16 protein-coding genes and 2 pseudogenes are annotated in these 24,966 nt (G+C 72.3%); 4 read left to right on the top strand and 14 right to left on the bottom strand.

The features are described from left to right. Positions 1-28 precede the first annotated feature (28 nt). The 12 genes from ACQ614_RS22020 to ACQ614_RS21965 form a co-directional block, all read right to left on the bottom strand. Positions 29-1,669: a peptide ABC transporter substrate-binding protein gene (locus ACQ614_RS22020; protein WP_431680264.1), complete on the bottom strand. Its 1,641-nt coding sequence runs from the start codon at positions 1,667-1,669 to the stop codon at positions 29-31. A gap of 151 nt (positions 1,670-1,820) precedes the next feature. Next, positions 1,821-2,843: an ABC transporter ATP-binding protein gene (locus ACQ614_RS22015; protein ID WP_431680263.1), complete on the bottom strand. Its 1,023-nt coding sequence runs from the start codon at positions 2,841-2,843 to the stop codon at positions 1,821-1,823. Next, complete coding sequence (locus tag ACQ614_RS22010) at positions 2,836-3,882, bottom strand: ABC transporter ATP-binding protein (protein ID WP_431680261.1); 1,047 nt, start codon at positions 3,880-3,882, stop codon at positions 2,836-2,838. The genes ACQ614_RS22015 and ACQ614_RS22010 overlap by 8 nt, the downstream gene beginning before the upstream one ends. Before the next feature lie 19 nt (positions 3,883-3,901). Further along, positions 3,902-4,846 carry an ABC transporter permease gene (locus ACQ614_RS22005; RefSeq protein WP_431680259.1) on the bottom strand — a complete coding sequence of 315 codons (945 nt, stop codon included), beginning with the start codon at positions 4,844-4,846 and terminating at the stop codon, positions 3,902-3,904. Further along, positions 4,839-5,783, bottom strand: a complete 945-nt coding sequence (locus ACQ614_RS22000) for an ABC transporter permease (RefSeq protein WP_431680257.1) — start codon at positions 5,781-5,783, stop codon at positions 4,839-4,841. Before ACQ614_RS22000 ends, ACQ614_RS22005 begins: the two co-directional genes overlap by 8 nt. Positions 5,784-5,869: 86 nt before the next feature. Continuing rightward, complete coding sequence (locus ACQ614_RS21995) at positions 5,870-7,507, bottom strand: peptide ABC transporter substrate-binding protein (RefSeq protein WP_431680256.1); 1,638 nt, start codon at positions 7,505-7,507, stop codon at positions 5,870-5,872. Between the two features lie 443 nt (positions 7,508-7,950). Next, the gene (typA, locus tag ACQ614_RS21990) at positions 7,951-9,855 is read right to left on the bottom strand and encodes a translational GTPase TypA (protein ID WP_431680254.1); all 1,905 of its coding nucleotides are present in this window, start codon (positions 9,853-9,855) and stop codon (positions 7,951-7,953) included. Between the two features lie 243 nt (positions 9,856-10,098). Next, positions 10,099-11,835: an ABC transporter family substrate-binding protein gene (locus ACQ614_RS21985; protein ID WP_431680253.1), complete on the bottom strand. Its 1,737-nt coding sequence runs from the start codon at positions 11,833-11,835 to the stop codon at positions 10,099-10,101. A gap of 195 nt (positions 11,836-12,030) precedes the next feature. Further along, a complete protein-coding gene (locus ACQ614_RS21980) occupies positions 12,031-14,577 on the bottom strand; it encodes a SpoIIE family protein phosphatase (protein ID WP_431680251.1) in 2,547 nt (848 codons plus the stop codon). Positions 14,578-15,074: 497 nt separating this feature from the next. After that, the gene (locus ACQ614_RS21975; protein ID WP_431680249.1) at positions 15,075-17,744 is read right to left on the bottom strand and encodes a SpoIIE family protein phosphatase; all 2,670 of its coding nucleotides are present in this window, start codon (positions 17,742-17,744) and stop codon (positions 15,075-15,077) included. 358 nt (positions 17,745-18,102) lie between these two features. Beyond that, on the bottom strand, positions 18,103-18,678 hold the full coding sequence (locus tag ACQ614_RS21970; RefSeq protein ID WP_431680247.1) for a (deoxy)nucleoside triphosphate pyrophosphohydrolase: 576 nt from the start codon (positions 18,676-18,678) through the stop codon (positions 18,103-18,105). Between the two features lie 143 nt (positions 18,679-18,821). Next, positions 18,822-19,634: a methyltransferase domain-containing protein gene (locus ACQ614_RS21965; RefSeq protein ID WP_431680246.1), complete on the bottom strand. Its 813-nt coding sequence runs from the start codon at positions 19,632-19,634 to the stop codon at positions 18,822-18,824. 126 nt (positions 19,635-19,760) lie between these two features. On the opposite strand from ACQ614_RS21965, the gene ACQ614_RS21960 reads away from it, so the two are divergent. Beyond that, complete coding sequence (locus ACQ614_RS21960; RefSeq protein ID WP_431680244.1) at positions 19,761-20,345, top strand: pyridoxamine 5'-phosphate oxidase family protein; 585 nt, start codon at positions 19,761-19,763, stop codon at positions 20,343-20,345. Between the two features lie 26 nt (positions 20,346-20,371). Here the strand turns inward: ACQ614_RS21960 and ACQ614_RS21955 are convergent. Beyond that, positions 20,372-20,920: pseudogene (locus ACQ614_RS21955) on the bottom strand (hypothetical protein); the annotation flags it as partial. A 117-nt stretch (positions 20,921-21,037) separates the two neighbouring features. On the opposite strand from ACQ614_RS21955, the pseudogene ACQ614_RS21950 reads away from it, so the two are divergent. Together ACQ614_RS21950 and ACQ614_RS21945 are read left to right on the top strand one after the other, a co-directional pair. Then, positions 21,038-22,206: pseudogene (locus ACQ614_RS21950) on the top strand (dihydrofolate reductase family protein). 109 nt (positions 22,207-22,315) lie between these two features. Next, positions 22,316-22,972, top strand: coding sequence for an HAD-IA family hydrolase (locus tag ACQ614_RS21945; protein WP_431680243.1), 657 nt, complete (start codon positions 22,316-22,318; stop codon positions 22,970-22,972). Positions 22,973-23,015: 43 nt separating this feature from the next. Here ACQ614_RS21945 and ACQ614_RS21940 read toward each other — a convergent pair whose 3' ends face one another. After that, on the bottom strand, positions 23,016-23,375 hold the full coding sequence (locus ACQ614_RS21940; protein ID WP_431680241.1) for a VOC family protein: 360 nt from the start codon (positions 23,373-23,375) through the stop codon (positions 23,016-23,018). Between the two features lie 189 nt (positions 23,376-23,564). Here ACQ614_RS21940 and ACQ614_RS21935 point away from each other — a divergent pair, with 189 nt between their 5' ends. Next, a complete protein-coding gene (locus tag ACQ614_RS21935; RefSeq protein WP_431680240.1) occupies positions 23,565-24,935 on the top strand; it encodes an FAD-binding oxidoreductase in 1,371 nt (456 codons plus the stop codon). Positions 24,936-24,966 lie beyond the last annotated feature (31 nt).

Genomic DNA, 24,966 nt, shown 5'->3' with positions numbered 1-24,966 from the left:
GGCCCGGGGCCCCGGCGGCCGCTGCCGACTACTTGACGGTGATCTGGTCGTAGACCGGGACGCTGAACGGGTTGAGCAGGACGTTGTCGACGCGGGAGGACCAGCCGACGGTGCCGTTCTGGTACCAGAGCGGGATGGCGGGCAGGTCGGTGGCGAGCAGCTTCTCGCCGTCCTGGAACTGGCTGATCGCGGCGGACTTGTCCGCGTTGGCGTTGGCCTGGTTGACCAGGGAGTCGAACTGCGGGTTGCTGTAGCCGGAGTCGTTCGACGAGGCACCGGTGGTGTAGACGGGCTGCAGGAAGTTCTGGATCAGCGGGTAGTCCATCTGCCAGCCGGTGCGGAACGGCCCGGTCATCTTCTTGGTGGTGACCTGGTTGCGGAAGTCCGCGAAGGTGCCGATCGGGTTGCCGACGCAGGCGCTGGTGTTGCCGAGGGCGTTGTTGATGCTGTTGCAGACGGCGTCGACCCACTCCTTGTGGGGGCCGTCGGCGTTGTAGGAGATGGTGAGCTGGCCGCCGGGGATGCCGCCGCCCTCCTGGACGAGCTGCTTGGCCTGGGTCGGGTTGTAGGTGCAGGCCTGGCCGCAGATGCCTTCCTTGAAGCCGCCCGCCTCGCCGAGCACCGGCGAGGTCCAGTCGCTGGCGGGGGTGCGGGTGTCGTTGAAGACGACCTTGGTGATGGTGGGCCGGTCGATCGCCATGGCGAGGCCGAGGCGGACCTTCTGGGCGTTCGCGGTGTTCCAGTTCGGGTCGTAGAGCGGGAAGGAGACCGTCTGGATGATGCCGGCCGGAGTGTTGAGGAAGCGGCCGTTGAGGTCGGTTTCGACGGTCTTCAGGGCGCTGTTGGGCAGGCCGTTGTCGACGTCGAGGTTGCCGGCCTGGAGGTCGGCGTAGGCGGCGTTGGTGTCGGTGTAGACCCGGAGGTCGATGCCGCCGTTCTTGGGCTTGTCCGCGCCGCTGTAGCCGGAGAACGGCCGCAGCTCCATCTTCGCGCTCTTGGTCCACGAGCTGATCTCGTACGGGCCGTTGCCGATCGGCTTGTTGAGGTAGGCCGCGTGGTCGGAGAAGAAGGCCGCCGGGAGCGGGACGAACGCCGAGTAGCCGAGGGTGGCGGGCCAGGTGGAGAACTTCTGGGTGAGCGCCACGGTGAAGGTGTTGTCGTCGACGACCTTGAGACCGGACAGGGTCTGGGCCGTCGGGTTGCCGGAGGCCGGCGCGACCGCGTCGTAGCCCTGGATGTACGAGAAGAAGCTGCTGTTCAGCTGCTTGTTCGTGGAGAGGGCGCCGTAGTTCCAGGCGTCGACGTAGGACTTGGCGGTCACCGTGGTGCCGTCGCTGAACTTCCAGCCGGGCTTGATCTTGACGGTCCAGTTCTGCTGGTCGTCCGAGGTGATCGACTCCGCGTTGGCGTTGCTCGGCTCGCTGGTCTTGGGGTCGTACTGGACCAGACCGGTGAAGATCATGTCGATGACGGCGCCGCCGTTGACCTCGTTGGTGTTCGCCGGCTCGAGCGGGTTCTGTGGGTCGCCCCACCAGGCGGTGACGATGCCGCCGGTGCCCCCGCTGGCTCCGCTGCTGCCACCGCCACCGTCGCTGCTGCAGCCGGTGGCCACCAGGGCCACGCTGGTTGCGAGAACCAAGGCCCAGCGCACTCTGGTCGCTGCAGGCATGGGGCTTCCTCCTCTGGGTGTATGACGCATCACACCCCATCGAAGGAGCGGGGCCACGGCGGCGCGACCTGGATACCGCCGGATGGGTGCCGAAACGCCGCGGGCCCGCGGTGCGGTCGCACCACGGGCCCGCAAAGGGCGTCCGGACGGGTCAGGAGGCGGCGGCGACGGCCTCGCGGACCTCGGCGAAGTGGCAGGCCGAGGCGTGCTTGGCCGGGCCCTCGCCGATCTCCGGGACGGCGAGCAGCGGCAGCTCGGTGCTGCAGCGCTCCTCGGCCTTCCAGCAGCGGGTGCGGAAGCGGCAGCCGGACGGCGGGTTGGCCGGGGAGGGGATGTCACCCGAGAGAATGATCCGCTCGCGGCGCTCGCGGCCGGCCGGGTCGGGGACGGGGACGGCGGAGAGCAGCGCCTGGGTGTAGGGGTGGGTGGCGTTCTCGTAGATCTCCTCGTCCGTGCCGATCTCGACCATCTTGCCGAGGTACATCACGCCGACCCGGTCGGAGATGTGCCGGACGATCGAGAGGTCGTGGGCGATGAACATGTAGGAGAGCTCGAAGTCCTGCTGGAGCTGCTCCAGCAGGTTGATCACCTGGGCCTGGACGGAGACGTCGAGGGCGGAGACCGGCTCGTCGCAGATGATGACCTCGGGCTTGAGCGCGAGGCCGCGGGCGATGCCGATGCGCTGGCGCTGGCCGCCGGAGAACTGGTGCGGGTACCGGTTGATGTACTCCGGGTTGAGGCCCACCACGTCCAGCAGGTCCTGCACCGCCTTGCGGCGGTCCCCCTTGGGGGCGACGTCCGGGTGGATCTCGAAGGGCTCGCCGATGATGTCGCCGACCGTCATGCGGGGGTTCAGCGAGGTGTACGGGTCCTGGAACACCATCTGGATGTTCCGGCGGACGGCCTTGAGCGCCGCGCCGGACAGCCGGGAGATGTCCTCGCCCTTGTAGAGCACCTGGCCGGAGGTGGCCCGCTCCAGGTTCATCAGGACCTTGGCGAGGGTCGACTTGCCGCAGCCGGACTCGCCGACGATGCCCAGCGTCTCGCCCTTGTGCAGCTGGAAGGAGATGCCGTCGACCGCCTTGACCGCACCGACCTGCTTCTTGAAGAGGATGCCCTGGTGCAGCGGGTAGTGCTTGACCAGGTCCTTGACCTCCAGGATGGGCTCAGCCATGGAGGGTCTCCTTCCAGAGGTGGCAGGCGCTGCGGCGGCCCGCGAGCTCGGCGCCGTCCTTGTCGAGCACCTGGTGCAGCACCGGAGTCTCGGTGCGGCAGAGGTCGGTGGCCGCGTCGCAGCGCGGGTTGAACGCGCAGCCGGACGGCACCCGGAAGAGGTTGGGCGGCAGGCCCTTGATCGCGTACAGCTCCTCGCCCTTCTGGTCCAGTCGCGGGATCGACCGGAGCAGGCCCTTGGTGTAGGGGTGGGCGGGGTTGGCGTACAGCTCGTGGACGGGGGCGGTCTCGACGATCCGGCCCGCGTACATCACGGCGATCTTGTCGGCCACGTCGGCGACCACGCCGAGGTCGTGGGTGATCAGGATCAGGCCCATGTTGTACTCGGCCTGCAGCTCCGCGAGGAGGTCCATCACCTGGGCCTGGACGGTGACGTCCAGGGCGGTGGTGGGCTCGTCCGCGATGATCAGGTCGGGCTGCAGGGCGAGCGCCATGGCGATCATGATGCGCTGGCGCATGCCGCCGGAGAACTGGTGCGGGTAGTCGTCGACGCGCTGGGCGGCGGCCGGGATGCGGACGCGGTCCATCAGCTCGATCGCCTTGGCCCGGGCCTCCTTGCGGGAGGCGCCCTCGTGCACCCGGAACATCTCGCCGAGCTGGTAGCCGACGGACAGCACCGGGTTCAGCGAGGAGAGCGCGTCCTGGAAGATCATCGCGATCTTCCGCCCGCGGATCCTCCGGCGCTGCTCCTCCTTCATGGCGAGCATGTCCTCGCCGCGGAAGAGGATCCGGCCCTGGGTGATCCGGCCGGGCGGCATGTCGAGGATGCCCATGATGGTCTGGGCGGTCACCGACTTGCCGGAGCCCGACTCGCCGAGCACGGCGAGGGTCTCGCCGGCGGCCACGGAGTAGTTCACGCCGTTGACGGCCTTGGCGACGCCGTCGCGGGTGCGGAACTCCACGTGGAGGTCGCGGACCTCCAGCAGCGGCGTGCCCACGGCGAGCCGCTCGGTCTTCTTGGTCTCGATGGCGGTGGTCATCCGATCGTCACCTCTTCTCTCAGCGCAGCTTCGGGTCGAGGGCGTCGCGGACCGCGTCGCCGACCATGATGAAGGCCAGCACGGTGACGCTCAGGGCCGCGGCCGGGAAGAGCAGCACGTGCGGCGCCTCCAGGAAGCGGTTGGACGCGTCGCTGATCATCAGGCCCCAGGAGATCTGCGGGGGCTGGACACCGATGCCGAGGTAGGAGAGCGCGGCCTCGGCGCCGATGTAGACGCCCAGGCTGATCGCGGAGACCACGATCACCGGCGCGATGGCGTTCGGCATGATGTGCCGGAAGGTGATCCGCAGGTTGCCCGCGCCGAGCGCCCGGGCGGCCACCACGTAGTCGTTGTGCTTGTTGGCGATCACCGAGGCGCGCATGATCCGGAAGATCTGCGGCCAGCCGAGCGCGGCCAGCACCAGCGACACCGACATGACGTTGCCGGAGCCCCAGAACGACATGATCAGCATGCCGCCGAGCAGCGACGGGACGGCGAAGAAGATCTCGGTGAAGCGGGACAGCACGCTGTCCAGGACACCGCCGACCCAGCCGGCCAGCAGGCCGAGCAGGCAGCCGACCACGGTCACCAGGGTGGTGGTCAGCACGCCGACGACGATGGAGTTGCGGGCCGACCACACCGTGCGGGTGTAGACGTCGCAGCCCTGGATGTCGAAGCCGAACCAGTGGTCGGCGCTGGGCCGCTTCAGCGAGTCGGCGAGGTCGCAGGCGTCGTTGGCGAACGGGCTGCCGCTGGTGAACAGCTGCGGCACCGCGGAGACGACCAGCAGCAGGAGCACCAGGGTCGCACCGATCACGAAGACCGGGTTGCGGCGCAGGTCGCGCAGGGCGTCGCTCCACAGGCTCGCGACGCGCTCGGGCTTCTGCTTCTTCTCCGGCTCGCCCTCGGGGCCGGTGCCCCCGGCGGCCGGGACCGCGGGGTCGACGACGATCGTGTCACTCATAGCGGATCCTCGGGTCGAGCACGGCGTACAGCATGTCCACGAGCAGGTTGGCGACCAGGTAGACCAGCACCAGCAAGGTCACCACGCCGACGATGACCACGCCCTGCTTGTTGTAGATGGACTGCGCGAGCAGACCGCCCACACCGTGGATGTTGAAGAGCTTCTCGGTGATGACCGCACCGCCCATGAGCGCGCCGAGGTCGGCGCCGAGGAAGGTGACGATCGGGATCAGGGCGTTGCGCAGCGCGTGACGACCGATCACCCGGCGGCGGCTGAGGCCCTTGGCGACGGCGGTGCGCACGTAGTCGGCGCGCATGGTCTCCATCAGGCTGGTGCGGGTCAGCCGGGCGACGTACGCCAGCGAGGTGGAGGCCAGCACGAACGCCGGCAGCAGGTAGGCCCGCAGGCCGTCCTCGTCCTTGAAGGAGACCGGGAAGAAGTCGATGCCGTAGTCGTTGCGCAGCTTCACGCCGAGCACCAGCTGGAGGGCGGAGCCGAGCACGAACACCGGAATGGAGATGACCAGCAGCGTGGTGATGAGCACCAGCTGGTCGAGGAACTTGCCCCGGCGCAGGGCCGCCAGCACACCCGCCGACACACCGATCAGGGCCTCGATCGCGAAGGCGACCAGGGCCAGGTTGACGGTGTACGGGAGCGCCTCGCTGATCATGTCGATGACCGCGCGACCCCTCATGTCCTCACCGAGGTTGCCGGTGAAGACCCCGCTGATGTAGTGCCAGTACTGCACCAGGAACGGGTCGTTGAGGTGGTACTTCTCGCGGATCAGCGCGGCGACCAGCGGGTCGGGGCGCTTCTCGCCGGAGAGCGCCTGCACCGGGTCGCCGGGCAGTGCGTTCACCAGGTAGTAGATCAGAAGCGTCGCGCCGAGCAGTACAGGGATCGCCTGTATCAGTCGGCGGATGACATAGCGGCCCATCAGACCTCCACACTTTCGGGCAAGGAAGGAGGCGGGCGGCCGGGTCCAGGAGCCCGGCCGACCGCCCCCGATCGTCTGCTACCGGGTCAGCCGGCGAGCTCGACGTTGGCCAGGTCCATGCGGCCGAAGGCGTCGGTGTCGACGTTCTTCACGGACTTGGTGTAAGCGGCGGAGGACATGTTGGTGTACACCGGGATGTACGGCAGGTCCTGGACGAGGATGTCGTCGGCCTGCTGGTACAGCTTCAGGCCCTCCTCCTGGGTCTTCGCCTGGTCGGCCTGCGAGAGCAGCGCCTCGAACTTGTCGTTGACGTAACCGCCGTAGTTCGAGCCCTGGTCGATGGCGACCTTGGAGAAGATCGGGCGCAGGTAGTTCTCGGCCGACGGGTAGTCCATCGACCAGCCCATGCGGAAGGCGCCCGAGTACTGCTTCTCGCCGAGCGCGTCCAGCATCTTGCCGAACTTCTCGAACGGCTTGGCGGTGACCTCGACGCCCAGGTTCTTCTTGAGCTGGTTGGCGACGGCCTCGATCCACTCCTTGTGGCCGCCGTCGGCGTTGTAGCCGAGCTCGATGGTGTTGCCCGGGACGCCGCCGGCCTGGGTGAAGAGCTCCTTGGCCTTGGCCGGGTCGTACTTGGCGGCCTCGCCGAGGGCGCCCTTGCGGTAGCCGGCGACCAGCGGGCTGATGAAGTCGTCGGCCGGGACGCGGCTGCCGTTGAAGATGGTCTTGCTGATGGCCTCGCGGTCGATGGCCATCGAGATCGCCTTGCGGATCTCGGGCTTGCCGTAGGTGGCCGGGTTGGTGGCGATCGGGAAGCCGATGTAGCCGACGCCGGACTCCGGCTTGTAGATGTAGCGGTCGCCGAACTCCGCCTTCACCGAGGACATCGCCGAGGTGGGCAGCTTGTCGGTGATCTGGATCGCGTCGGTGCGCAGGTCGTTGTAGGCGGTGTCCAGGCTGTCGTAGATCTTGAAGGTGACGCCCTGGAGCTTGGCCTTGCCGTCCGCAGCGGGGAAGGCGTCGTAGCGCTTCACCTTGATCTGCTTGTTGTGCTCCCAGGCGCCGTCCATCTGGAACGGGCCGTTGCCGATCGGCTTGTCGCCGAAGGTCTTCGGGTCGGTGAAGAACGCCTTGGGCAGCGGGTAGAAGGCCGTGTAGCCCAGCATGGTCTTGAACTGGGAGAACGGGGCGGTGAGGGAGACGGTGAAGGTCTTCTCGTCGACGACCTTCAGGCCCTTGAGCTCCTTGGCGGTGGGCTTCTTGTCCTTGCCCGGAGCGAGCTCCTCGGAGCCCTCGATCTTGGCGAAGAAGGGCAGGGCCTCCTGCGCGTTGTCCTGGTTGGCGCCGTAGTTCCAGGCGTCGACGAAGGACTGGGCGGTGACCTTCTCGCCGTTGTGGAAGGTGTAGCCGTCCTTCAGCTTGATCGTCCAGACCTTGCTGTCGGGGGACTCGATCGACTCGGCGACGCGGAGCTTGGGCTCGCTGGTCTTGACGTCGTAGTCGACCAGACCGGCGAAGAGGGAGTTGAGGACCTCGGCGCCCTCGGACTCGGCCGTGTTGGTCGGGACCAGACCGTGCTGCGGCTCGCCGAGCTGAACGGCGATGGAGCCGCCGCCCGCGGCGGCCGCCTTGTCGCTGCTCTTGCTGCCCGTGCTGCAGGCCGTCGCAGCGAGAGCGACAGCAGTGGCGGCCACGATCCACTTGGCCGGGGTTGCACCGCGCATGGGGGATGCCTCCTGATGTGGTTTCAACGTGGAGGCACCGCATGGGGGATGGCCGGCGGGGTCGCCTTGGCCTGTGGTGCCTCCTCGCCCGAGGTTCGGCGCGCACCCCTGCGCGTGACCCGTGACCCGAGCTCGACTGTCCCACTATCGGACACTCGGAGATACGGAACCGACCATTACGGATCTCAATTTGGTCACATGCGCGACCAATTGGTTTCGCAAAATGGACATTGAGGGCATACCTAACCGGCACTAAACGGACAGTCGTGGCTGACAACCGTCAGTCATGTCCGATTACCGACTCTCAGGCGCCCCGAGGATGGTGGCGCACCTCACCCCGGCGGGCGGGCCGCCCTCCGGATATCGGACGCCCGGCCCCACGGGCACGCAAAAGCCGGCCCGCACCCCGAGGGGTGCGGGCCGGCTTGCGGTACTGCCCCGTGTCAGGACTTCTTGGCGCGCGAGGCGGTGCGGCCGCGCTCCTTCTGGTCCAGGACGACCTTGCGGATGCGCACGGTCTCCGGGGTCACCTCGATGCACTCGTCCTCGCGGCAGAACTCCAGCGACTGCTCCAGGGAGAGCTTGCGCGGCGGGACGATCGACTCGGTCACATCGGCGGTCGAGGACCGCATGTTGGTGAGCTTCTTCTCCTTGGTGATGTTCACGTCCATGTCGTCGGAGCGGGAGTTCTCGCCGACGATCATGCCCTCGTACACCTCGGTGCCGGGGTCGGTGAAGAGCACGCCGCGCTCCTGCAGGTTGGTCATCGCGAAGGCGGTGACCACACCGGCCCGGTCGGCGACCAGGGAGCCGTTGTTGCGGGTCGTCAGGGCGCCGAACCACGGCTCGTAGCCCTCGTGGATCGAGTGCGCGATGCCGGTGCCGCGGGTGTTGGTGAGGAACTCCGTCCGGAAGCCGATCAGGCCGCGGGACGGGACGACGAACTCCATGCGGACCCAGCCGGAGCCGTGGTTGGACATGTTGTCCATCCGGCCCTTGCGGATGCCCATGAGCTGGGTGACGGCACCCATGTGCTCCTCGGGGACGTCCACGGTGAGGCGCTCGACCGGCTCGTGGGTCTTGCCGTTGACCTCGCGGGTGACCACCTGCGGCTTGCCGACGGTCAGCTCGAAGCCCTCGCGACGCATGGTCTCGATGAGGATGGCCAGCGCCAGCTCACCGCGGCCCTGCACCTCCCAGGCGTCCGGACGCTCGGTGTCCAGCACGCGCAGCGAGACGTTGCCGATCAGCTCGCGGTCCAGGCGGTCCTTCACCTGGCGGGCGGTGACCTTGCGGTCGACCTTGGCACCGGACTTGGCGTCCGCGCCCTTGCCGGAGCCGCCCTTGCCGACCAGCGGCGAGGTGTTGGTGCCGATGGTCATCGAGATGGCCGGCTCGTCCACCGTGATCAGCGGCAGGGCGATCGGGTTCTCGGTGTCGGCCAGGGTCTCGCCGATCATGATGTCGGAGATGCCGGCGACCGCGCAGATGTCACCCGGGCCCGCCACCTCGGCCGGCTTGCGGGTGAGCGCCTCGGTCATCAGCAGCTCGGAGATGCGGACGTTCTGGATCGAGCCGTCGCGCTTGATCCAGGCCACCGTCTGGCCCTTGCGCAGCTCGCCCTGCTCGACGCGGAGCAGCGCGATGCGGCCGAGGAAGTTGTCGGCGTCCAGGTTGGTGACGTGCGCCTGCAGCGGGGCGGTCTCGTCGTAGGTCGGGGCCGGGACGTGCTCCAGGATGGTGGAGAAGAACGGCTCCAGGCTGGTGGAGTCCGCCGGGACGGTGCCGTTCTCCGGCTTGGTCAGCGAGGCGACGCCGTCACGGGCGCAGGCGTAGACGATCGGGAACTCGATCTGGTCCTCGTCCGCGTCCAGGTCCAGGAACAGGTCGTAGGTCTCGTTGATGACCTCGTCGATCCGGGCGTCCGGACGGTCGGTCTTGTTGATGCAGAGGATGACGGGCAGCCGCGCGGTGAGCGCCTTGCGGAGCACGAAGCGGGTCTGCGGCAGCGGGCCCTCGGAGGCGTCGACCAGCAGGACGACCGCGTCCACCATCGACAGGCCGCGCTCGACCTCGCCACCGAAGTCGGCGTGGCCCGGGGTGTCGATGATGTTGATGGTGATCGGCGCGCCACCGTCCTTGGGGTGGTACTTGACCGCGGTGTTCTTCGCGAGAATGGTGATGCCCTTCTCGCGCTCCAGGTCGTTTGAGTCCATCATGCGGTCGTCGAGCTGCTGGTGGGCGGCGAAGGCGCCGGCCTGCTTCAGCATGGCGTCGACCAGGGTGGTCTTGCCGTGGTCGACGTGGGCGACGATGGCGACGTTACGGATGTCGTTGCGCGTGGGCATGCGGAGCGGAATCTCCCGGTTTCGTGGGTTTCGGCGCCCGGCTGCGTGACGCCGACTTGCGATCCCTGTCGATCGCGGCCGCCCGTTCCGCCTGCTACTACCGGTCCACCCGCCGGGCACACCATGCCACGGCTCCTCCTATGGTACGGGGATTCGTGTCAAGGGCCGAAACGGCCGGTGGCACCGGGTGCAAGATCACATCGCCCGCCGGACGGGCCGTACCCGTCCGGATCGGGGCTCCGGTCAGTCCTGCCGGAAGCCGACGTCCTGGTAGCGCGGGGTGGTGAAGCCGTACGCGCCGGCGGCGGCGACCCCGTTGCGGACGGCGACCAGGTCGGGCCGGCGGTAGAGCGGGACGACGTCGGCGAGCTGCCAGAGCCGGGCGTCGGCCTGCTGCAGCAGGCGCTGCCGGGCCGCGGGGTCGAGCTCGGCGTCGGCGCGGTCGAGCAGCCCGTCGATCTCCGCGGTGCCGGCCCGGGCGTAGTTGCGGCCGACGACCGGGACGCCGTCCGGGCCGGGCTGCGGCTTGGCGTACAGCGGCCGGGCGTCGGAGGGGAAGGCGCTGGCCGGCCAGGAGAACAGGGCGAGCTCGAAGTCGCCCTTGTCCAGGTGGTCGGCGACGAAGGTGTCCGGGGCGGCGGCCTTCACGGTGAGCGCGATGCCGGCGGCGGCCAGGTCGGCAAAGAGCGCGTCGGCGGTGCGGCGGGCGGTGGTGGAGCCGTCCGGGACGAGCAGGGTGAGCGCGAGCTTCTTGCCGTCCTTGCTGCGGGTGCCGTCGGAGGACGTCCAGCCGGCCTTGTCGAGCAGGGCGCCGGCCGCGGCGGAGCCCAGGGCGCCGCTGTTGTCGCGGTAGCCGTCCTGGCCGGCCACCAGCAGGTGGTTGCCGAGCGGGACGGTGCCCAGGCCGAGCGGGCCGAGGGCGGCCGCCGCGGTCTTCTGCCGGTCGACGGCCCGGGCGACGGCCTGGCGGACGGCCGGGTCGGTGAGCGGGCCCTTCTCCGCGTTCAGGGTGAGCTGGGTGTAGGCGGCGGCGGGCGCCCGGTGCAGGGTGAGCCCGGGCAGCGTCTCGGCCCGGCGCAGCGCCTGCGCGGACGCCTCGACCATGGCGGCCGCGTCCGGCGGTGCGGCGGCGGTCGAGCCGCCGGGCACGGCCCGGTCGACGGAGGCGGTCACGGCGGCGATGTCGAGTTCGCCCTTGGCCAGGGTGTCCAGCCGGTCGGGCGCCGGGACGGCCAGGAAGTCGATCTCCTGGGCCTTGGCCGGATCGCCCCACCAGCGCGGGTTACGGGTCAGCGCGGCGCGGCCGGCGTCCTTGTCCCAGGCGCTCAGCGCGAACGGCCCGGCCGAGGTGCGGAAGCCGCCGTCGAGCGGCTGGTTGAAGGCGTCCGCGGTGGCGGTGCGGGCGGCCGGGTAGAGCGGCGAGAACAGCGAGCGCCAGTCCGCGTACGGGTGCTTGAAGACGACCTTGACCTCGTGCGGGTCGTTGCCCTGGGCGACCGAGGCGATGTCGTCGTAGCCGGCCGGGCGGTCGCTGCGGAAGGCCGGGTCCGCGCCGGACAGGGCCTTCCACTGGGCGGTGAAGTCGGCGGCGGAGAGCGGCGAGCCGTCGCTCCACACCGCGGCGGGGTTGAGCCGGTAGGTGACGGTCTGCGGGGTGCGGCCGGCCGGGGTGGAGTCGGCACCGGCGAGGTAGTCCGGGTCGGCGGCGGCGCGGCCGCGGTCGTCCAGCCGGAACAGGCTCGGCAGCAGGGCGCGGGCGATCAGCTCGGAGTCGGCGGTGGCCTCGGGCTGGTAGACGTTCAGGGTCGCCGGGACGGTGTCGACCGCCCAGCGCACGGTGCCGCCGTCGCGGGTGCGGGCGCGGTCGGCGGCGGTGACGTCGGAGCCGGACGGCCCCTCGGAGGAACCCCCGGTGCAGCCGGCGAGGCCGGCGGCCAGGCAGAGGGCGGTGGCCGCGGCGGCGGCTCGGCTGGCGCGCATGCGCTCCTCCGTCGGGGTGTGGGCCGGCCCGAGGAATCCGGGACTCTCCCCCACTGAAGGGCATCCGCGCACCGCCCCGCCCGCTGACACGGCGCCCGGGCGGACAGATCCACCCGGGCGGCGTAGGGCGTGCCTTCCCGGGTGCTCGCGCCCCTGGGCGGCTCCGGCCCCGGGCGGCTCCGGCCGGGGCCGGTGTCAGAGGGTCAGCTCGAACCAGACGATCTTGCCGTTGGGGGTGCGGCGGCTGCCCCAGCGCTCCGCGAGGAGGCTGACCAGCTGCAGGCCGCGGCCGCCCTCGTCGGTCTCCTGGGCGCGCCGCTGCCGCGGCTGGGCGTAGCCGTCGTCCCAGACCTCGCAGACCATGGTGCGGTCGCGCATCAGCCGCAGCCGGATCTCGCCGCGGCCGTGCCGCAGCGCATTGGTCACCAGCTCGCTGACCAGGAGCTCGGTGGTGTCGACCAGCTCGTCGAGGCCGCGGTTGATCAGCCAGTCGCAGGACCGCTCGCGGGCCCGGCCGACGGACGTGGGCTCCGAGGGCAGCTTCCAGTCGCCCACCGAGTCGGCGGGCAGCGCCTGGACCTTGGCCATCAGCAGGGCGATGTCGTCCTCGCCGTGGTGCGGGATGAGCTCGTCCAGCACCTCGTCGCAGAGCTGCTCCAGTTGCTTGGAGCCGTGCGTGAGGGCGGCGCGGAAGGCGCGCAGGCCCTCGTCCAGCTGGTGCTTGCGGGACTCCACCAGGCCGTCGGTGTAGAGGCCGAGCACCGCGCCGTCGGGCAGGGTGAGGGTGACCTCCTCGAAGGGCTCGCCGCCGACGCCGAGCGGCAGGCCGGGCGGTACGTCGAGCATCCGGGCCGGCTCGCCGGGGCTGAGCAGCGCGGGCGGCAGGTGTCCGGCGCTGGCGAAGGTGCAGCGCTGGGTGACGGCGTCGTACACGGCGTAGACGCAGGTCGCCAGGTACACCTCGGCGGCGCCCTCGCCGGAGGGGCCGCCGGACGGGTCGCCGTCGCCGAGGCCGCGGGCGATCTCGTCCAGGGCGCCGAGCACCTCGGCCGGGTCGAGGTCGAGCATGGCGAGGGTGCGGACGGCGGTGCGCAGCTGGCCCATGGCGACGGCGGCGCGCAGGCCGCGGCCCATGACGTCGCCGATGACCAGGGCGGTGCGGCTGCCGGGCAGCGGGATCACGTCGAACCAGTCGCCGCCGACCTCGGTGTTGTTGTTGCTCGGCAGGTAGCGGCGGGCGATCTCCAGGCCGGTGGCGGCCGGGTTGCCGGGGGGCAGCAGGCTGCGCTGCAGGATCAGGGCGCGCTCGTGCTCGCGGCGGTAGAGGCGGGCGTTGTCGACGCAGACGGCGGCGCGGGCCACCAGTTCCTCGGCGATGGCGACGTCCCTGGCGTCGAAGGGCTCGGAGCCGATCGCGCGGGAGAGCTGGACGAGGCCGAGCACCTGGTCGCGGGCGACCAGCGGGACGACCAGGGTGGAGCGCAGCAGCGGGTCGGGGCCCGGCTGCGGGACGACGCTGCGGCCGGTGCGCAGGGCGCGGGCGTGCGGGGAGCGCGGCGGGTAGCAGAGGATGCCGCCGGCCTCGGCGACCGGGACGGCGGCCAGGCCCTCGCCGCCGAGCACGGAGGCGGCGCCGCCGACGACGCTGGAGACGGCGACCCGGCGGAGTTCGCCGGAGCCGTCGAGCAGGCCGGGACCGCCGGAGATCGGGCCGGAGTCGCCGGAGAGCAGGGCGGTGTACAGGTCGACGGTGGCGACGTCGCAGAACTGCGGGACGATCACGTCCAGCAGCTCCTTGGCGGTGGTCTCCAGGTCGAGGGTGGAGCCGATGTGGGTGCTGGCCTCGTTGAGCAGGGCGAGGCTGCGGCGGACGCCGGCGGCCTCGCGCTCGGCGACGTGCCGGCTGGTGACGTCCTGCACCTGGCCGGCCACGCCCATGGGGGCGCCGCCGGGGCCGTTCAGCCGGAAGAGCGCGATGGACCAGCGGCGGCGGCCGTCGCGGGCGCCGGCGGCGGGGGTGCCGCTGCTGAACCGCAGGTCGAGGATCGGGTCGCCGCCGGTCAGCACCTTGCGCAGGGCGACGAGCAGCCGGTCGGCCTCGCCGGGCGGGAAGAGCTCGGCGGGCTGCAGGCCGGGGAGCTCCTCGGCGGGCCGGTCGACGCAGGCGGCGAAGGCCTCGTTGACGCGTTGCAGGCGCAGGTCGAGGTCGAAGAGGAAGAAGCCGGTGGGCGTCTGCCCGAAGACCGCCTCGGAGGCGGCCAGCTCGGTCTCCAGGGTGCGCAGCCGGCCGACGTCCACGGCGAGACAGGTGGCGCCGGTGGCGGGCGGGGCGTCGGCGGGCATCAGGTAGAGCTCGGCGAGGCCCTCGCCGCCGTCGGCGTCGCGGTACGGGGTGGTGCCGATCCACTCCTCGCCGGCCAGCACGCGCTCGAGCTTGGCGCGGCCGCGCTGCCAGAGTCCGCGCGGGACGAGGGTGGTGATCGGGTCGGCGCCCAGGGCGTCGCCGGCGGGCATGCCGAAGAACTCGGCGGCCCGCGCGCTCCACTGGCTGATCCGGCCGTCGGGGCCGATCGCGAAGGTGGCCACCCGCAGGTGGTCGTAGATCGACCCGGGCCTGAGCCGGCCGCGGCCGGCCGCGCCGTCGCGCGGGACGACGCCGTCGTCGTCTGGTGCGCCCGGCTGTCCGGGCACGGCGGCATGACCGCTGCTGCTCGGCGCCTGCGGCGCCGGAATGCTGTTCAACGGACCGACCCCTCCAACCAGTGCCCATCCGGATGTCGAGAAGACCGAGTATTCATCATCCGGGTGCGAGCGCACACGCCCCCGAGCATCACAACATCGAATCGGGGAGGCCCGCCCGGTGCTCCTTACCCGGCCGCCGCTGTTCGAACCGGCTCGGCCTGCACGGATCGGGAGGATCAGTCAAGAGTCGTGAAGGACACGGCTCCGCTGTGCCCGGATTCGGCAGGATCGGTGCGCTGCCTGTCTCGAAACCGCCTGCAGATTCGGGCATTTCATCACATGACACATTATCAGCGCCAGCCCTCCCCGAGCCGCCGCGGCCGTCGCCACGGCCTCCCGCCCGGGGGCCGCCCGCGGCCGGCCCGGGCACCCCGAGGGTGGGCGCCCGTGCCCGCTAAATCGTAAAAGTCGCACTTTTTCGGTCCGGCTGCCGGACGCCTCCGCCACCGTCCGCGCCCGCCCGCGCGCGTTCCGCTCGGCCACTGCAGGTGACGCTGCTACTGCTCCGAGTAGTCGCCCTCGGGGTCGTCCGGGGAGAGCTCGAACCAGACGACCTTGCCCATGCCCTCGGCCCGGGCGCCCCACCGCAGGGCGAGGCGGCGGACGAGCTCCAGGCCGCGGCCGCCCTCGTCGGCCTCGGCGGCGTGGCGCTCGCGCGGCGGGTCGGGCAGCGGGTCGCTGATCTCCACCAGCAGGGTCTCGCCCAGGGTCAGCCGGACCCCGATCGGGGCGCTGGCGTACCGGACGGAATTGGTGACCAGCTCGCTCACCAGCAGCTCGGCGGTGTCGGTGAGGTGCTCGACGGCCCATTCGGCGAGGGTGCCGCGGACCAGCCGACGGGCCCGGGAGACGGCGGTCGGCTCGGCCGGCAGCGTCCAGCCCGCGGTGGGGGTGCCCGCCTCGCCGTGGCTGAGCCGGGCCAGCAGCAGGGCGACGTCGTCCGGCTCGCGGCCCTGCTCCATGGTGTCGAGCACCGCCTCGCAGGCCTGCTCGATGGAGGCGTAGGGCTGTTCCAGCACGCTGATCAGCCGGCCGAGGCCGACGTCGAGGTCCTTGTCCCGGGACTCCACCAGCCCGTCGGTGCACAGGGCGAGCAGGGTGCCCTCGGCGACGTCCAGCTCGACGGACTCGAAGGGGACACCGCCGACGCCGAGCGGGGCGCCCGAGGGCAGGTCCAGCACCTGGCCGACGCCTCCCGGCAGCGGGCCGCCCGCCGCGGGGGCGGGCCCGTCGCCGTCCTTGGGCACCACCAGCACCGGCGGGATGTGGCCGGCCTTGGTCACCGTCAGCCGCCGCCGGACGGGGTCGAAGACCGCGTACACGCAGGTCGCCAGCAGCGCCTCGTCGGGGCCCTGGGCGAGGTCGTCGGCCAGCTCGTGGACGTGCCGCAGCAGGATCTCCGGCGGCAGGTCGAGGGCGGCGAGCACCCGGACGGCGGTGCGCAGCCGGCCCATGGTGGCGGCGGCGCGCAGGCCGTGGCCCATGACGTCGCCGACCACCAGGGCGGTGCGGTCGCCGGGCAGCGGGATCACGTCGAACCAGTCGCCGCCGACCTCGGTGCCGCTGCTGCCGGGGACGTAGCGGTAGGCGACCTCGACGCCGGTGGGCTGCGGCACCTGCTGCGGCAGCAGGGTGCGCTGCAGGGTGAGGGCGGCGGTGCGCTCGCGGGCGTAGAGGCGGGCGTTGTCCAGCGAGCTGCCGGCCCGGTCGGCGAGCTCCACGGCGAAGGCCAGGTCGTCGCGGTCGAAGCCCTCCCGGTAGCCGGCCCGGCTGACCACCAGCAGGCCGATGACGATGCCGCGGGCCCGCAGCGGGACGACCAGCCGGGAGTGCACACCGAGCTCGTGGGCGGCCTGCGCCTTGGGGTCGCCGGGGTAGCTGAGGTCCTCGGACTCCTCCTTGCCGGTGAGGAGCTCGGGGATGCCGGTGCGCAGCACCCGGCCGAAGGCGGACTCCTCGGTGAAGGTGATCCGGGCGCCGCGGCGGAGCATCACCTCGACCTCGGGGCCGTCCTGGACGGAGGCGGTGCCGAGCTGCAGCAGCGAGGTGCGGCGGTCGTGGCCGTGCCGGGGCAGGTCGTCGCCGTGCGCGACGGCCTGCAGCAGGATCACCGCGGAGTAGTCGGCGAGCCGCGGCACCACGGCCCCGGCGAGCTCCTGGGCGATCCGCGAGGCGTCCAGCAGGTCGCCGATCCGGGAACCGAACTCGTTGAGCAGGGAGAGCCGGCGGCGGGCGTGCTCGACCTTGGAGACCGCCCGGTAGCGCTCGGTCACGTCCATGACGGTGCCGGAGATGCCGAGGACGCGGCCGGCCCGGTCGGTCATCCGGCTGTAGGAGATCGAGCGGAAGCCGGTGCGGGCGGTGACCGGCGCGGCGAGGGTGACGTCGATGACCGGCTCGCCGGTGGCGAGGACCTGCCGCTGGATGGCGGTGATCTCGTCGGCGGCCCTTTCCGGGAGGGTCTCGCCGGTGGTGCGGCCGACGTGCTCCTCGGCCGGGACGCCGTTCATGTCGGCGAGGGTGCGGTTGACGGCGGTGTAGCGCAGTTCGGTGTCGAGGACGGCGATGCCGAGCGGGGACTGCTCGAAGAGGGCGTCGCGGACGGCGAGGTCGCGCTCGACGGCGGCGACCGTCCGGGCGTCGGCGAGCGCGACCTGCAGGAAGGGCGTGCCGTCGCCGTCGACGAGCAGTGAGATCCGGACCTCCACGGGGACGTTGGCCCCCTCCCGGTCGCTGAGCCGGGTGATGCCGTGCCAGCTGCCGACCCGCAGGGTCTCCTGGATGGCGATCCGGGCCTGGCCGACGAGCTCCTCGTCGGCGATCAGCTGGTCGATCCGGCGGCCCACCAGCAGTTCGCTGGGCCAGCCGAGCATGTCCTCGGCGGCCGGGCTCCAGAGCACCACCCGGCCGGAGGTGTCGAGGATGGCGATGGCGACCTTGACGATGTCGAACAGGCTGCCGCGGGTCGGCTCGGCGACCTTGGCGCCGGCCGCCGGGGTGCCGGGGAAAGGGAGGATCGGGCGGCCGCGCGGCGAGGCGGCAGGCGGGATGTCCCGCGCCTGCGGCCGCTGCCCGGGCTGCTCGGCCGGACGGGAGCGCCCGCCGCGGCGGAGCCGGGCGCGGGCGGCCGCGCTGCCCGCCGCGGTACCCGCGGGGCGGCCGGGCACGCCGGGAGCGGCCGCGCGCTGCGATCCGCGCCGGGGGAGGCGCCGGGCCCGCCGCTCTCCCCCGCCGTTTCCCGTGCTCGACACCGACGGCGCCTCCGGCTCGTGGGCTGGTCACCACGGCCCGGGGCCGGGGTGCGAGTGGGGTCGGCGGGGCGCCGGTGCGCCCCGCCGATCCTGAAGAATTCTGCCGAACTGTGACATACCCCACGCAATGGGTTGATATCCCGGTAAGCGGGTCGTCTTTTGCGATTCGGCTGCGTGGAGCAACCGGCCGCACACGGGGTGCGTACCCGCTGCGGGGGCGGCTCAGCCGTACTCGGGCCCGGGGGCGCGGCGGCGGCCGGCCGGGCAGGCCGGCTCAGCCCTCGGCGAGCAGGGCGGCGACGTGCGGGAGGACCTCGCGGTCGTGCGCCAGCCACTCGACGTCGCCGAGTTCGGCGGGGCCGAGCCAGCGCAGCTCGGAGTGGTCCTCCAGCGCCCGGGGCTCGCCGGAGAGCAGCTCGGCGGCCCAGATCCGCAGCTCAAGACCGGCCCGGACGGTCCAGCTGCCGGGCAGCGGGCGCAGCGCGCGGGCCCGGACGCCGAGCTCCTCGGCGAGCTCGCGCTCCAGGGCCTGCTCCTGGGTCTCGCCGGGTTCGGCCTTGCCGCCGGGGAACTCCCAGAAGCCGGCCACCTCGGCGGGGGCGCTGCGGCGGGCGGCGAGCACCCGCCCGCGGTGGACGAGCGCGGCACCGACGACGTACCGGACCTGCTCGGCGGCGGGCGCCTCGGCGCGGGGTGCGCGGGGCTCGACGGCCTCGACCCAGTACAGCTGCTTGTGTCCGCGGGCCTCGAACTCGGCGGCCAGCGCCTCGGCTTCGGCACGGCCCAGCCCGGTGGCGACGAGGAAGCGGTTGCCGTTGTCGTCCTGCCGCATCACCCGGTGATCGTCCATGCGGCCACCGTAACGGGCCCGGCCCGGTGGGGGACAGGCCGGACCCGTGCCGCCGAGGGTAGGGGCAGTTTGTTACTAGCCGGTACGTCGCCCGTTTACGCGAGGTAAGAGGGTGGACGCACCAGGGCGCCGACGCCGGGCGGTCAGCACCGGGCCAGCAGTTCGCCGTGCAGCACCGCGAACCAGCCGTCCGGGTCGGCCGCCCAGCGGCGCCAGCCGTCCGCGATCCGCGCCAGGTCGTCGGCGGTGGCCAGGCCCTCGGCGAGGGCGGTGGCGGCGGTGGCCGACTTCTCGGTGCGCTCGGCCCAGCTCTCGCCCCACCACCCGCGCCGCTCGGGGTCGGCGAAGGTCCAGCTGCTGGAGGTCGCGGTGAGGTCGGTGAACCCGGCGGCACGGGCCCAGGCGGCCAGCCTGCGGCCGGCGTCGGGCTCGCCGCCGTTGGCCCGGGCGATCCGGCGGTAGAGCGACGACCACTCGGCCAGCTCGGGGAGTTCCGGGTACCAGGCCATCGCCGCATAGTCGGCGTCGCGGACGGCGACCAGGCCGCCGGGCGCGGTGACCCGGCGCATCTCGCGCAGGGCGGCCACCGGGTCGGCGACGTGCTGGAGCACCTGGTGGGCGTGCACCACGTCGAACGCGCCGTCGGCGTACGGCAGCCGGTGGACGTCGGCCACCTCGAAGGCCACCGTGCCGATCCCCCGTTCCGCGGCGTGCGCGGCGGCCTGGGCCAGCACCTCCGCGGAGGTGTCGACGGCGACCGTGCGGCCCTCGGGGCCGAGCCGTTCGGCGAGGTCGGCGGTGATCGTGCCGGGCCCGCAGCCGACGTCCAGGAGCCGCTGCCCCGGCCGGAGTTCGGGGAGCAGGTAGGCGGCGGAGTCGGCCGCGGTGCGGCTGCGGTGCGAGCGCAGCACCGACTCCTGGTGCCCGTGGGTGTAGACCGTCCGACGGTTCGTCATGCTCGGCTCCTCTCGGTGCCGCCGAGCGTAGATCCTGTCTCGCTTTCCGAGAAATATCGTCCCAATATTCAAGATGATGACCCGTCGGCATGGTCATCGGAAGGACCGTGCGACGACAATCTGAGCATGGGAAAGACGTACGAACGCATTGACGGCAGACTGCGCGCGTTCATCGAGCGCCAGCCGGTCTTCTTCACCGCCACGGCGCCGCTGGCCGGCGACGGGCACGTCAACCTGTCCCCCAAGGGCCGCGCCGGCACGCTCGTGGTGCTGGACGAACTGACCCTGGCCTACCTGGACTTCGGCGGCAGCACCGCCGAGACCATCGCCCACCTGCGGGAGAACGGCCGGATCACGCTGATGTGGTGCGCCTTCGACGGTCCGCCGACCGTGGTGCGGGTGCACGGGCAGGGCGAGGCGGTGTTCCGCGACGACCCGCGGTTCGCCGGGCTGATCGGGCGCTTCCCCCCGGAGGCGGACGGCTCCGGTCTGCGCGCCGTCGTCCTGGTACGCGCCGAACGGGTCAGCGACTCCTGCGGCTTCGCCGTGCCCTTCATGGACTACCGGGGCGACCGCGACCTGCACACCCAGTACTTCGACCGCAAGACCGACGAGGAGTTCGCGGCCTACTGCGAGGGCAAGGACCACGTCGGCCGGAGCATCGACGGCCTGCCCGCACTGCCGCTGCCGCTGCCGCCGCGGACGGGCTGAGGCCCCGCGGCGGCAGCGGCGGTGGATCAGTCCAGGGTGAACCAGGTGGAGCGGGACTTCTTCCACTCCGGGTGGGTGAGGTCCTTGGCCTCGATGCCGTCGCTGTAGAGGTCCGCGGTGCCGTCGTCGGTGATCAGCTGGGCGCGGCCGCCCGGCACGGTCAGGTCCGGCACGTCCACCACGGCCTCCCAGGCACCGGCGTCGGTGGTCGGCAGGTCGCGCAGCTTCACCGGGGCGTCGGTCGCCACGCCCGTCCAGCCGTAGAGCGCGTACGGGTCGGAGTTGTCGTCCGCGGCCCAGGAGCCGACCACGATCAGGTACTGGTCGGCGGCGTTCTTGCGGATGTCGCGGACGGACAGCCCGCCCAGGTCCAGAGTGATCGGGGTGCCGAACGCGGCGTGCACCGAACCGCCCGGCAGCCGGTCGAAGTTGGTGACCGGCACCGGTAGCGCCCTGCCGCCGTTCGCCGGCGGCACCAGCGGCGCGCGGAAGGCGACGTACGCGGTGGTGGTGCTGCCCGGCGCGAACTCCAGGCCCTCCACGTTGAAGCCGTCGATCTGCTTCGGCACCGGGCCGAACGGCGAACGGCACCGCTCGAAAACCGTACGCGGGATGCCGTGGACACGACCGGAAACCGTCCCGACCCGGCGGTGACCGTACGGTGGAGCGGTAGCCGACAGATCGGAGACCCCGTGCCCCGCCGCCCGTACGTCCTGCTGAGTGCCGCCGTCTCCGTCGACGGCTACCTCGACGACGCGTCACCGGAGCGGCTGCTGCTGTCCAACCCGGCCGACTTCGACCGGGTGGACGAGGTCCGGGCCGGCTGCGACGCCCTGCTCGTCGGCGGCAACACCCTGCGCCGCGACAACCCCCGGCTGCTCGTCAACTCGCCCGAGCGGCGGGCGCAGCGGGTCGCGGACGGCCGCCCGGCCTTCCCGCTCAAGGTCACCCTCACCGCGGGCGGCGGCCTCTCCCCCGGCCTGAACTTCTGGCACACCGGCGGCGCCAAGGTCGCCTACACCACCGACGCCGCGGCCCCCGCGCTGCGCGCCTCGCTGGACGGCCTCGCCGAGGTCGTCGGCCTCGGCCCGTCGGTCGGCCTCGGTGCCGTCCTGGACGACCTCGGTGCGCGCGGCGTCGAGCGGCTGATGGTGGAGGGCGGCGGCAGCGTCCACACCCAGTTCCTCGCCGAGGGCCTGACCGACGAACTCCAGCTCGCCCTGGCACCGCTGCTCGTCGGCCAGCCCGCGGCGCCCCGCTTCCTCGGCCCCGCCGCGTACCCGGGCGGACCCGCCCGGCGGATGCGGCTGCTGGAGGCACGTACGGTGGGCGACGTCGTCCTGCTCCGCTACGCCCCCAAGGAGTCCGCCCCGTGACCAGCCACGACCTGCCCGGCCAGGAGCCGGAGCCCGGCAGCGACCTGTACTGGCTGGCGCGCGCCGTCGGGCTCTCCCGGCGCTGCCCGCCCTCGGAGACGGCCTTCTCGGTCGGCGCGGTGATCGTCGGCGCGGACGGGGAGGTGCTCGCCGAGGGCTTCAGCCGCGAGGCGGACGCGCACGACCACGCCGAGGAGTCCGCGCTCGCCAAGCTGCCGGCCGGCGACCCGCGGCTGCGCACGGCGACCGTCTACAGCTCGCTGGAGCCCTGCGGGCAGCGCGCCTCGCGGCCGCGGACCTGCGCCCAGCTGATCATTGCGGCGGGGGTGCCGCGGGTGGTGGTCGCCTGGCGCGAGCCGGACCTCTTCGTGCAGGCCTGCCAGGGGACGGCGCTGCTGGAGGCGGCCGGCGTCGAGGTCGTCGAACTTCCGGAGCTCGCCAGGCCTGCGCGCGCGGTCAACGCCCATCTGCTCGGGGCGGGTTGAGCACTCCCCCGGCGTCTGCGGGGCACCCGGGGCGTCCGGTGCGGCTCCCCTTTCCGCGGCACTTTTGTATCCTGGAGAGACAAACGCACCCTTCCGAGGAGCCCGACGCATGACCGCCACCACGATCACCGCCCGTGCCCTGCTCCTCGACATGGACGGCACCCTGGTCAACTCCGACGCCGTCGTCGAACGCTGCTGGCGCCGCTGGGCGGCCCGGCACGGCCTCGACGGCGACGGCGTGATGCAGGTCGTGCACGGCCGCCAGGGCCACCTGACCATGGCCCTGCTGCTCCCCGAGCGCCCGGTCGAGATCAACCTCGCCGAGAACCGGCAGCTGCTCGCCGAGGAGACCGCCGACACCTACGGCGTCGTGCCCGTCGCAGGTGCGCCCGCCTTCATGGCCGCCCTGCGCGGGCTGCCGCACGCCCTGGTCACCTCCGCCGACGAGCCGCTCGCCCGCGCCCGGATGGGCGCCGCGGGCCTGCCGCTGCCGGAGACCCTGATCACCGCCGGCTCGGTCGGCGCCAGCAAGCCCGACCCGGAGGGCTTCCTCAAGGGCGCCGCGGCGCTGGGCTTCGCCCCGTCCGACTGCCTCGCCTTCGAGGACTCCGAGGCCGGCATCACCGCCGCCCTGGACGCCGGCATGCCGGTGGTCGGCATCGGCCCGCGGGCCCTGCGCCACCCGGCCACCGTGCACGCCGAGAGCCTGGAGCAGGTCGCCGTCGAGGCGGCGCCGGACGGCGCGCTGCGGATCACCGTCGGCTGACGGCCCGCAGCCGGAAGGCGGCCGGCCCCGGGGCGCGGTGCGCTCAGTCCTCGCCGGCCAGGCAGAACGGGTGGCCCGCCGGGTCGATCATCACCAGCCACGCGCCGCCGCCCGGCTGCTCCTCGGCCCGCACCGCACCCAGCGCGGCCAGCTCGGCGGCCGCCTTCTCCGGGTCGTCCACGGTGAAGTCCAGGTGCGCCTGCGCCCCGCCGGACGGCCAGCCCGGCGCCCGGTACCCGGCCACCCGCTGGAAGCCCAGCCGCACCGGCCCGCTGCCGATGAACACGAAGGTGTCGTCCCGGTACGTCACCTCCCACCCCGTCACCGCGCCGTAGAAGGCGGCCAGTTCCTCGGGATCGGTGCAGTCCAGCACCGTGGCACTCGGCCGGGCGATCGGCGGCACGGCAACTCCTCCTGGCGGACGACGATGTCGCCCGGCACCCTACCCGCCCGGCCCCGCGCGCGGCGTCTCCCCGCCGGGTGGGGTGCCCCGGCGCGGCGTACCGTGGAGAAAGGCCGATCACGGATCGCCGGCTCCCTGCCCCATGACCCGGGCCGGCCGAGGGGGTCGAAACGGTCAGGAGCGGCTGTCATGGGCATACAGACGATCGAGGAGCTGGCGGGCGCCGTCCACGGGAGCGTGGTCAAGCCCGGTGACGAGGACTACGACGAGGCCCGCAGGGTCTACAACGCGATGATCGACCGCAGGCCGGCGGTGGTGGTGCGGTGCGCCAACGCCGGCGACGTCATGGCGGCGGTCGACTTCGCCCGGCAGAGCGGGATGCCGCTCGCCGTCCGCGGCGGCTCGCACAGCGTCCCCGGCTACGGCACCTGCGACGGCGGCGTGGTCGCGGACCTCACCGGAATGCGCAGCGTCCGGGTCGACCCGGTGCGGCGGACGGCCCGGGTCGAGGGCGGCGCCACCCTCGGCGACCTCAACGCGGCCACCTACCCCTTCGGGCTCGCCGTCACCGGCGGCATCGTCTCCACCACCGGCGTCGGCGGCCTCACCCTCGGCGGCGGAATCGGCTACCTGGCCCGCAAGTTGGGGCTGACCTGCGACAACCTGCTGTCCGCGGACGTGGTGACGGCCGACGGGCGGATGCGGGTCGTCAACGAGAAGGAGGAGCCGGACCTCTTCTGGGCGCTGCGCGGCGGCAGCGGCAACTTCGGCGTGGTCACCTCCTTCGAGTTCGGGCTCGGCCCGGTGAAGGACATCTACGGCGGGCCGATGCTCTTCGAACTGGAGCACGCCGAGGCCATCCTGAAGCGCTACCGCGAGTACATCGAGGAGGCCCCGGAGGAGCTCGGCGCCTTCCCCGGCTTCCAGATCGCCCCGCCGCTGCCGTTCATCCCGGAGGACCGGCACGGCGACACCTTCGCCATCGTCGTCGCCTGCTGGGCCGGACCGATGGACGAGGCGGAGGCCGCGATCCGGCCGCTGCGCGAGGTCGCGCCGCGGGTCGCCGAGATGGTCGGCCCGATGCCGTACCCGGCTCTCAACAGCGCCTTCGACCCACTGGTGCCGCCGGGCCTGCAGCACTACTGGAAGGGCGTCTTCTCCACCGAACTCACCGACGACGCGATCGCCGCCCACCTGGAGCACGGGCCCAAGGTGCCGAGCATGAGCTCCACCATGCACATCTACTCGATCAACGGGGCCTGCCACCGGATGCCGCCGGGGTCGACCGCCTTCGCCCACCGCGAGGCCACCTTCGCCACCGTGATCGCCGGCATGTGGCCCGACCCGGCCGAGAACGAGGCCAACACCGCCTGGGTGCGCGACTACTACGGCGCCGTCGCCCCGCACTCCGAGGCCGGCGGCTACGTCAACTTCATGGCCGAGGACGACCAGCACCGCGCCGCCGACAACTACGGCGACAACTACGCCCGCCTGGTCGAGGTCAAGCGCGCCTACGACCCCGGCAACCTCTTCCGCGTCAACCACAACATCAAGCCGTAGCCGGAAGCGAAGCCGCGGCCGCCGCCGCAGC

The organism is Kitasatospora dryopteridis (assembly GCF_050749075.1).
Lineage (GTDB): Bacteria > Actinomycetota > Actinomycetes > Streptomycetales > Streptomycetaceae > Kitasatospora.
The sequence above is the reverse complement of the archived record's forward strand: the minus strand, read 5'-3'. Positions and strand labels throughout refer to the sequence as shown.

What these genes read in the sequence shown, in the direction of transcription:
- ACQ614_RS22020 (WP_431680264.1), bottom strand. Translation starts at nt 1,669, where the DNA reads ATGCCTGCAGCGACCAGAGTGCGCTGGGCCTTGGTTCTCGCAACCAGC.
- ACQ614_RS22015 (WP_431680263.1), bottom strand. Translation starts at nt 2,843, where the DNA reads ATGGCTGAGCCCATCCTGGAGGTCAAGGACCTGGTCAAGCACTACCCG.
- ACQ614_RS22010 (WP_431680261.1), bottom strand. Translation starts at nt 3,882, where the DNA reads ATGACCACCGCCATCGAGACCAAGAAGACCGAGCGGCTCGCCGTGGGC.
- ACQ614_RS22005 (WP_431680259.1), bottom strand. Translation starts at nt 4,846, where the DNA reads ATGAGTGACACGATCGTCGTCGACCCCGCGGTCCCGGCCGCCGGGGGC.
- ACQ614_RS22000 (WP_431680257.1), bottom strand. Translation starts at nt 5,783, where the DNA reads ATGGGCCGCTATGTCATCCGCCGACTGATACAGGCGATCCCTGTACTG.
- ACQ614_RS21995 (WP_431680256.1), bottom strand. Translation starts at nt 7,507, where the DNA reads ATGCGCGGTGCAACCCCGGCCAAGTGGATCGTGGCCGCCACTGCTGTC.
- typA (WP_431680254.1), bottom strand. Translation starts at nt 9,855, where the DNA reads ATGCCCACGCGCAACGACATCCGTAACGTCGCCATCGTCGCCCACGTC.
- ACQ614_RS21985 (WP_431680253.1), bottom strand. Translation starts at nt 11,835, where the DNA reads ATGCGCGCCAGCCGAGCCGCCGCCGCGGCCACCGCCCTCTGCCTGGCC.
- ACQ614_RS21970 (WP_431680247.1), bottom strand. Translation starts at nt 18,678, where the DNA reads ATGGACGATCACCGGGTGATGCGGCAGGACGACAACGGCAACCGCTTC.
- ACQ614_RS21965 (WP_431680246.1), bottom strand. Translation starts at nt 19,634, where the DNA reads ATGACGAACCGTCGGACGGTCTACACCCACGGGCACCAGGAGTCGGTG.
- ACQ614_RS21960 (WP_431680244.1), top strand. Translation starts at nt 19,761, where the DNA reads ATGGGAAAGACGTACGAACGCATTGACGGCAGACTGCGCGCGTTCATC.
- ACQ614_RS21945 (WP_431680243.1), top strand. Translation starts at nt 22,316, where the DNA reads ATGACCGCCACCACGATCACCGCCCGTGCCCTGCTCCTCGACATGGAC.
- ACQ614_RS21935 (WP_431680240.1), top strand. Translation starts at nt 23,565, where the DNA reads ATGGGCATACAGACGATCGAGGAGCTGGCGGGCGCCGTCCACGGGAGC.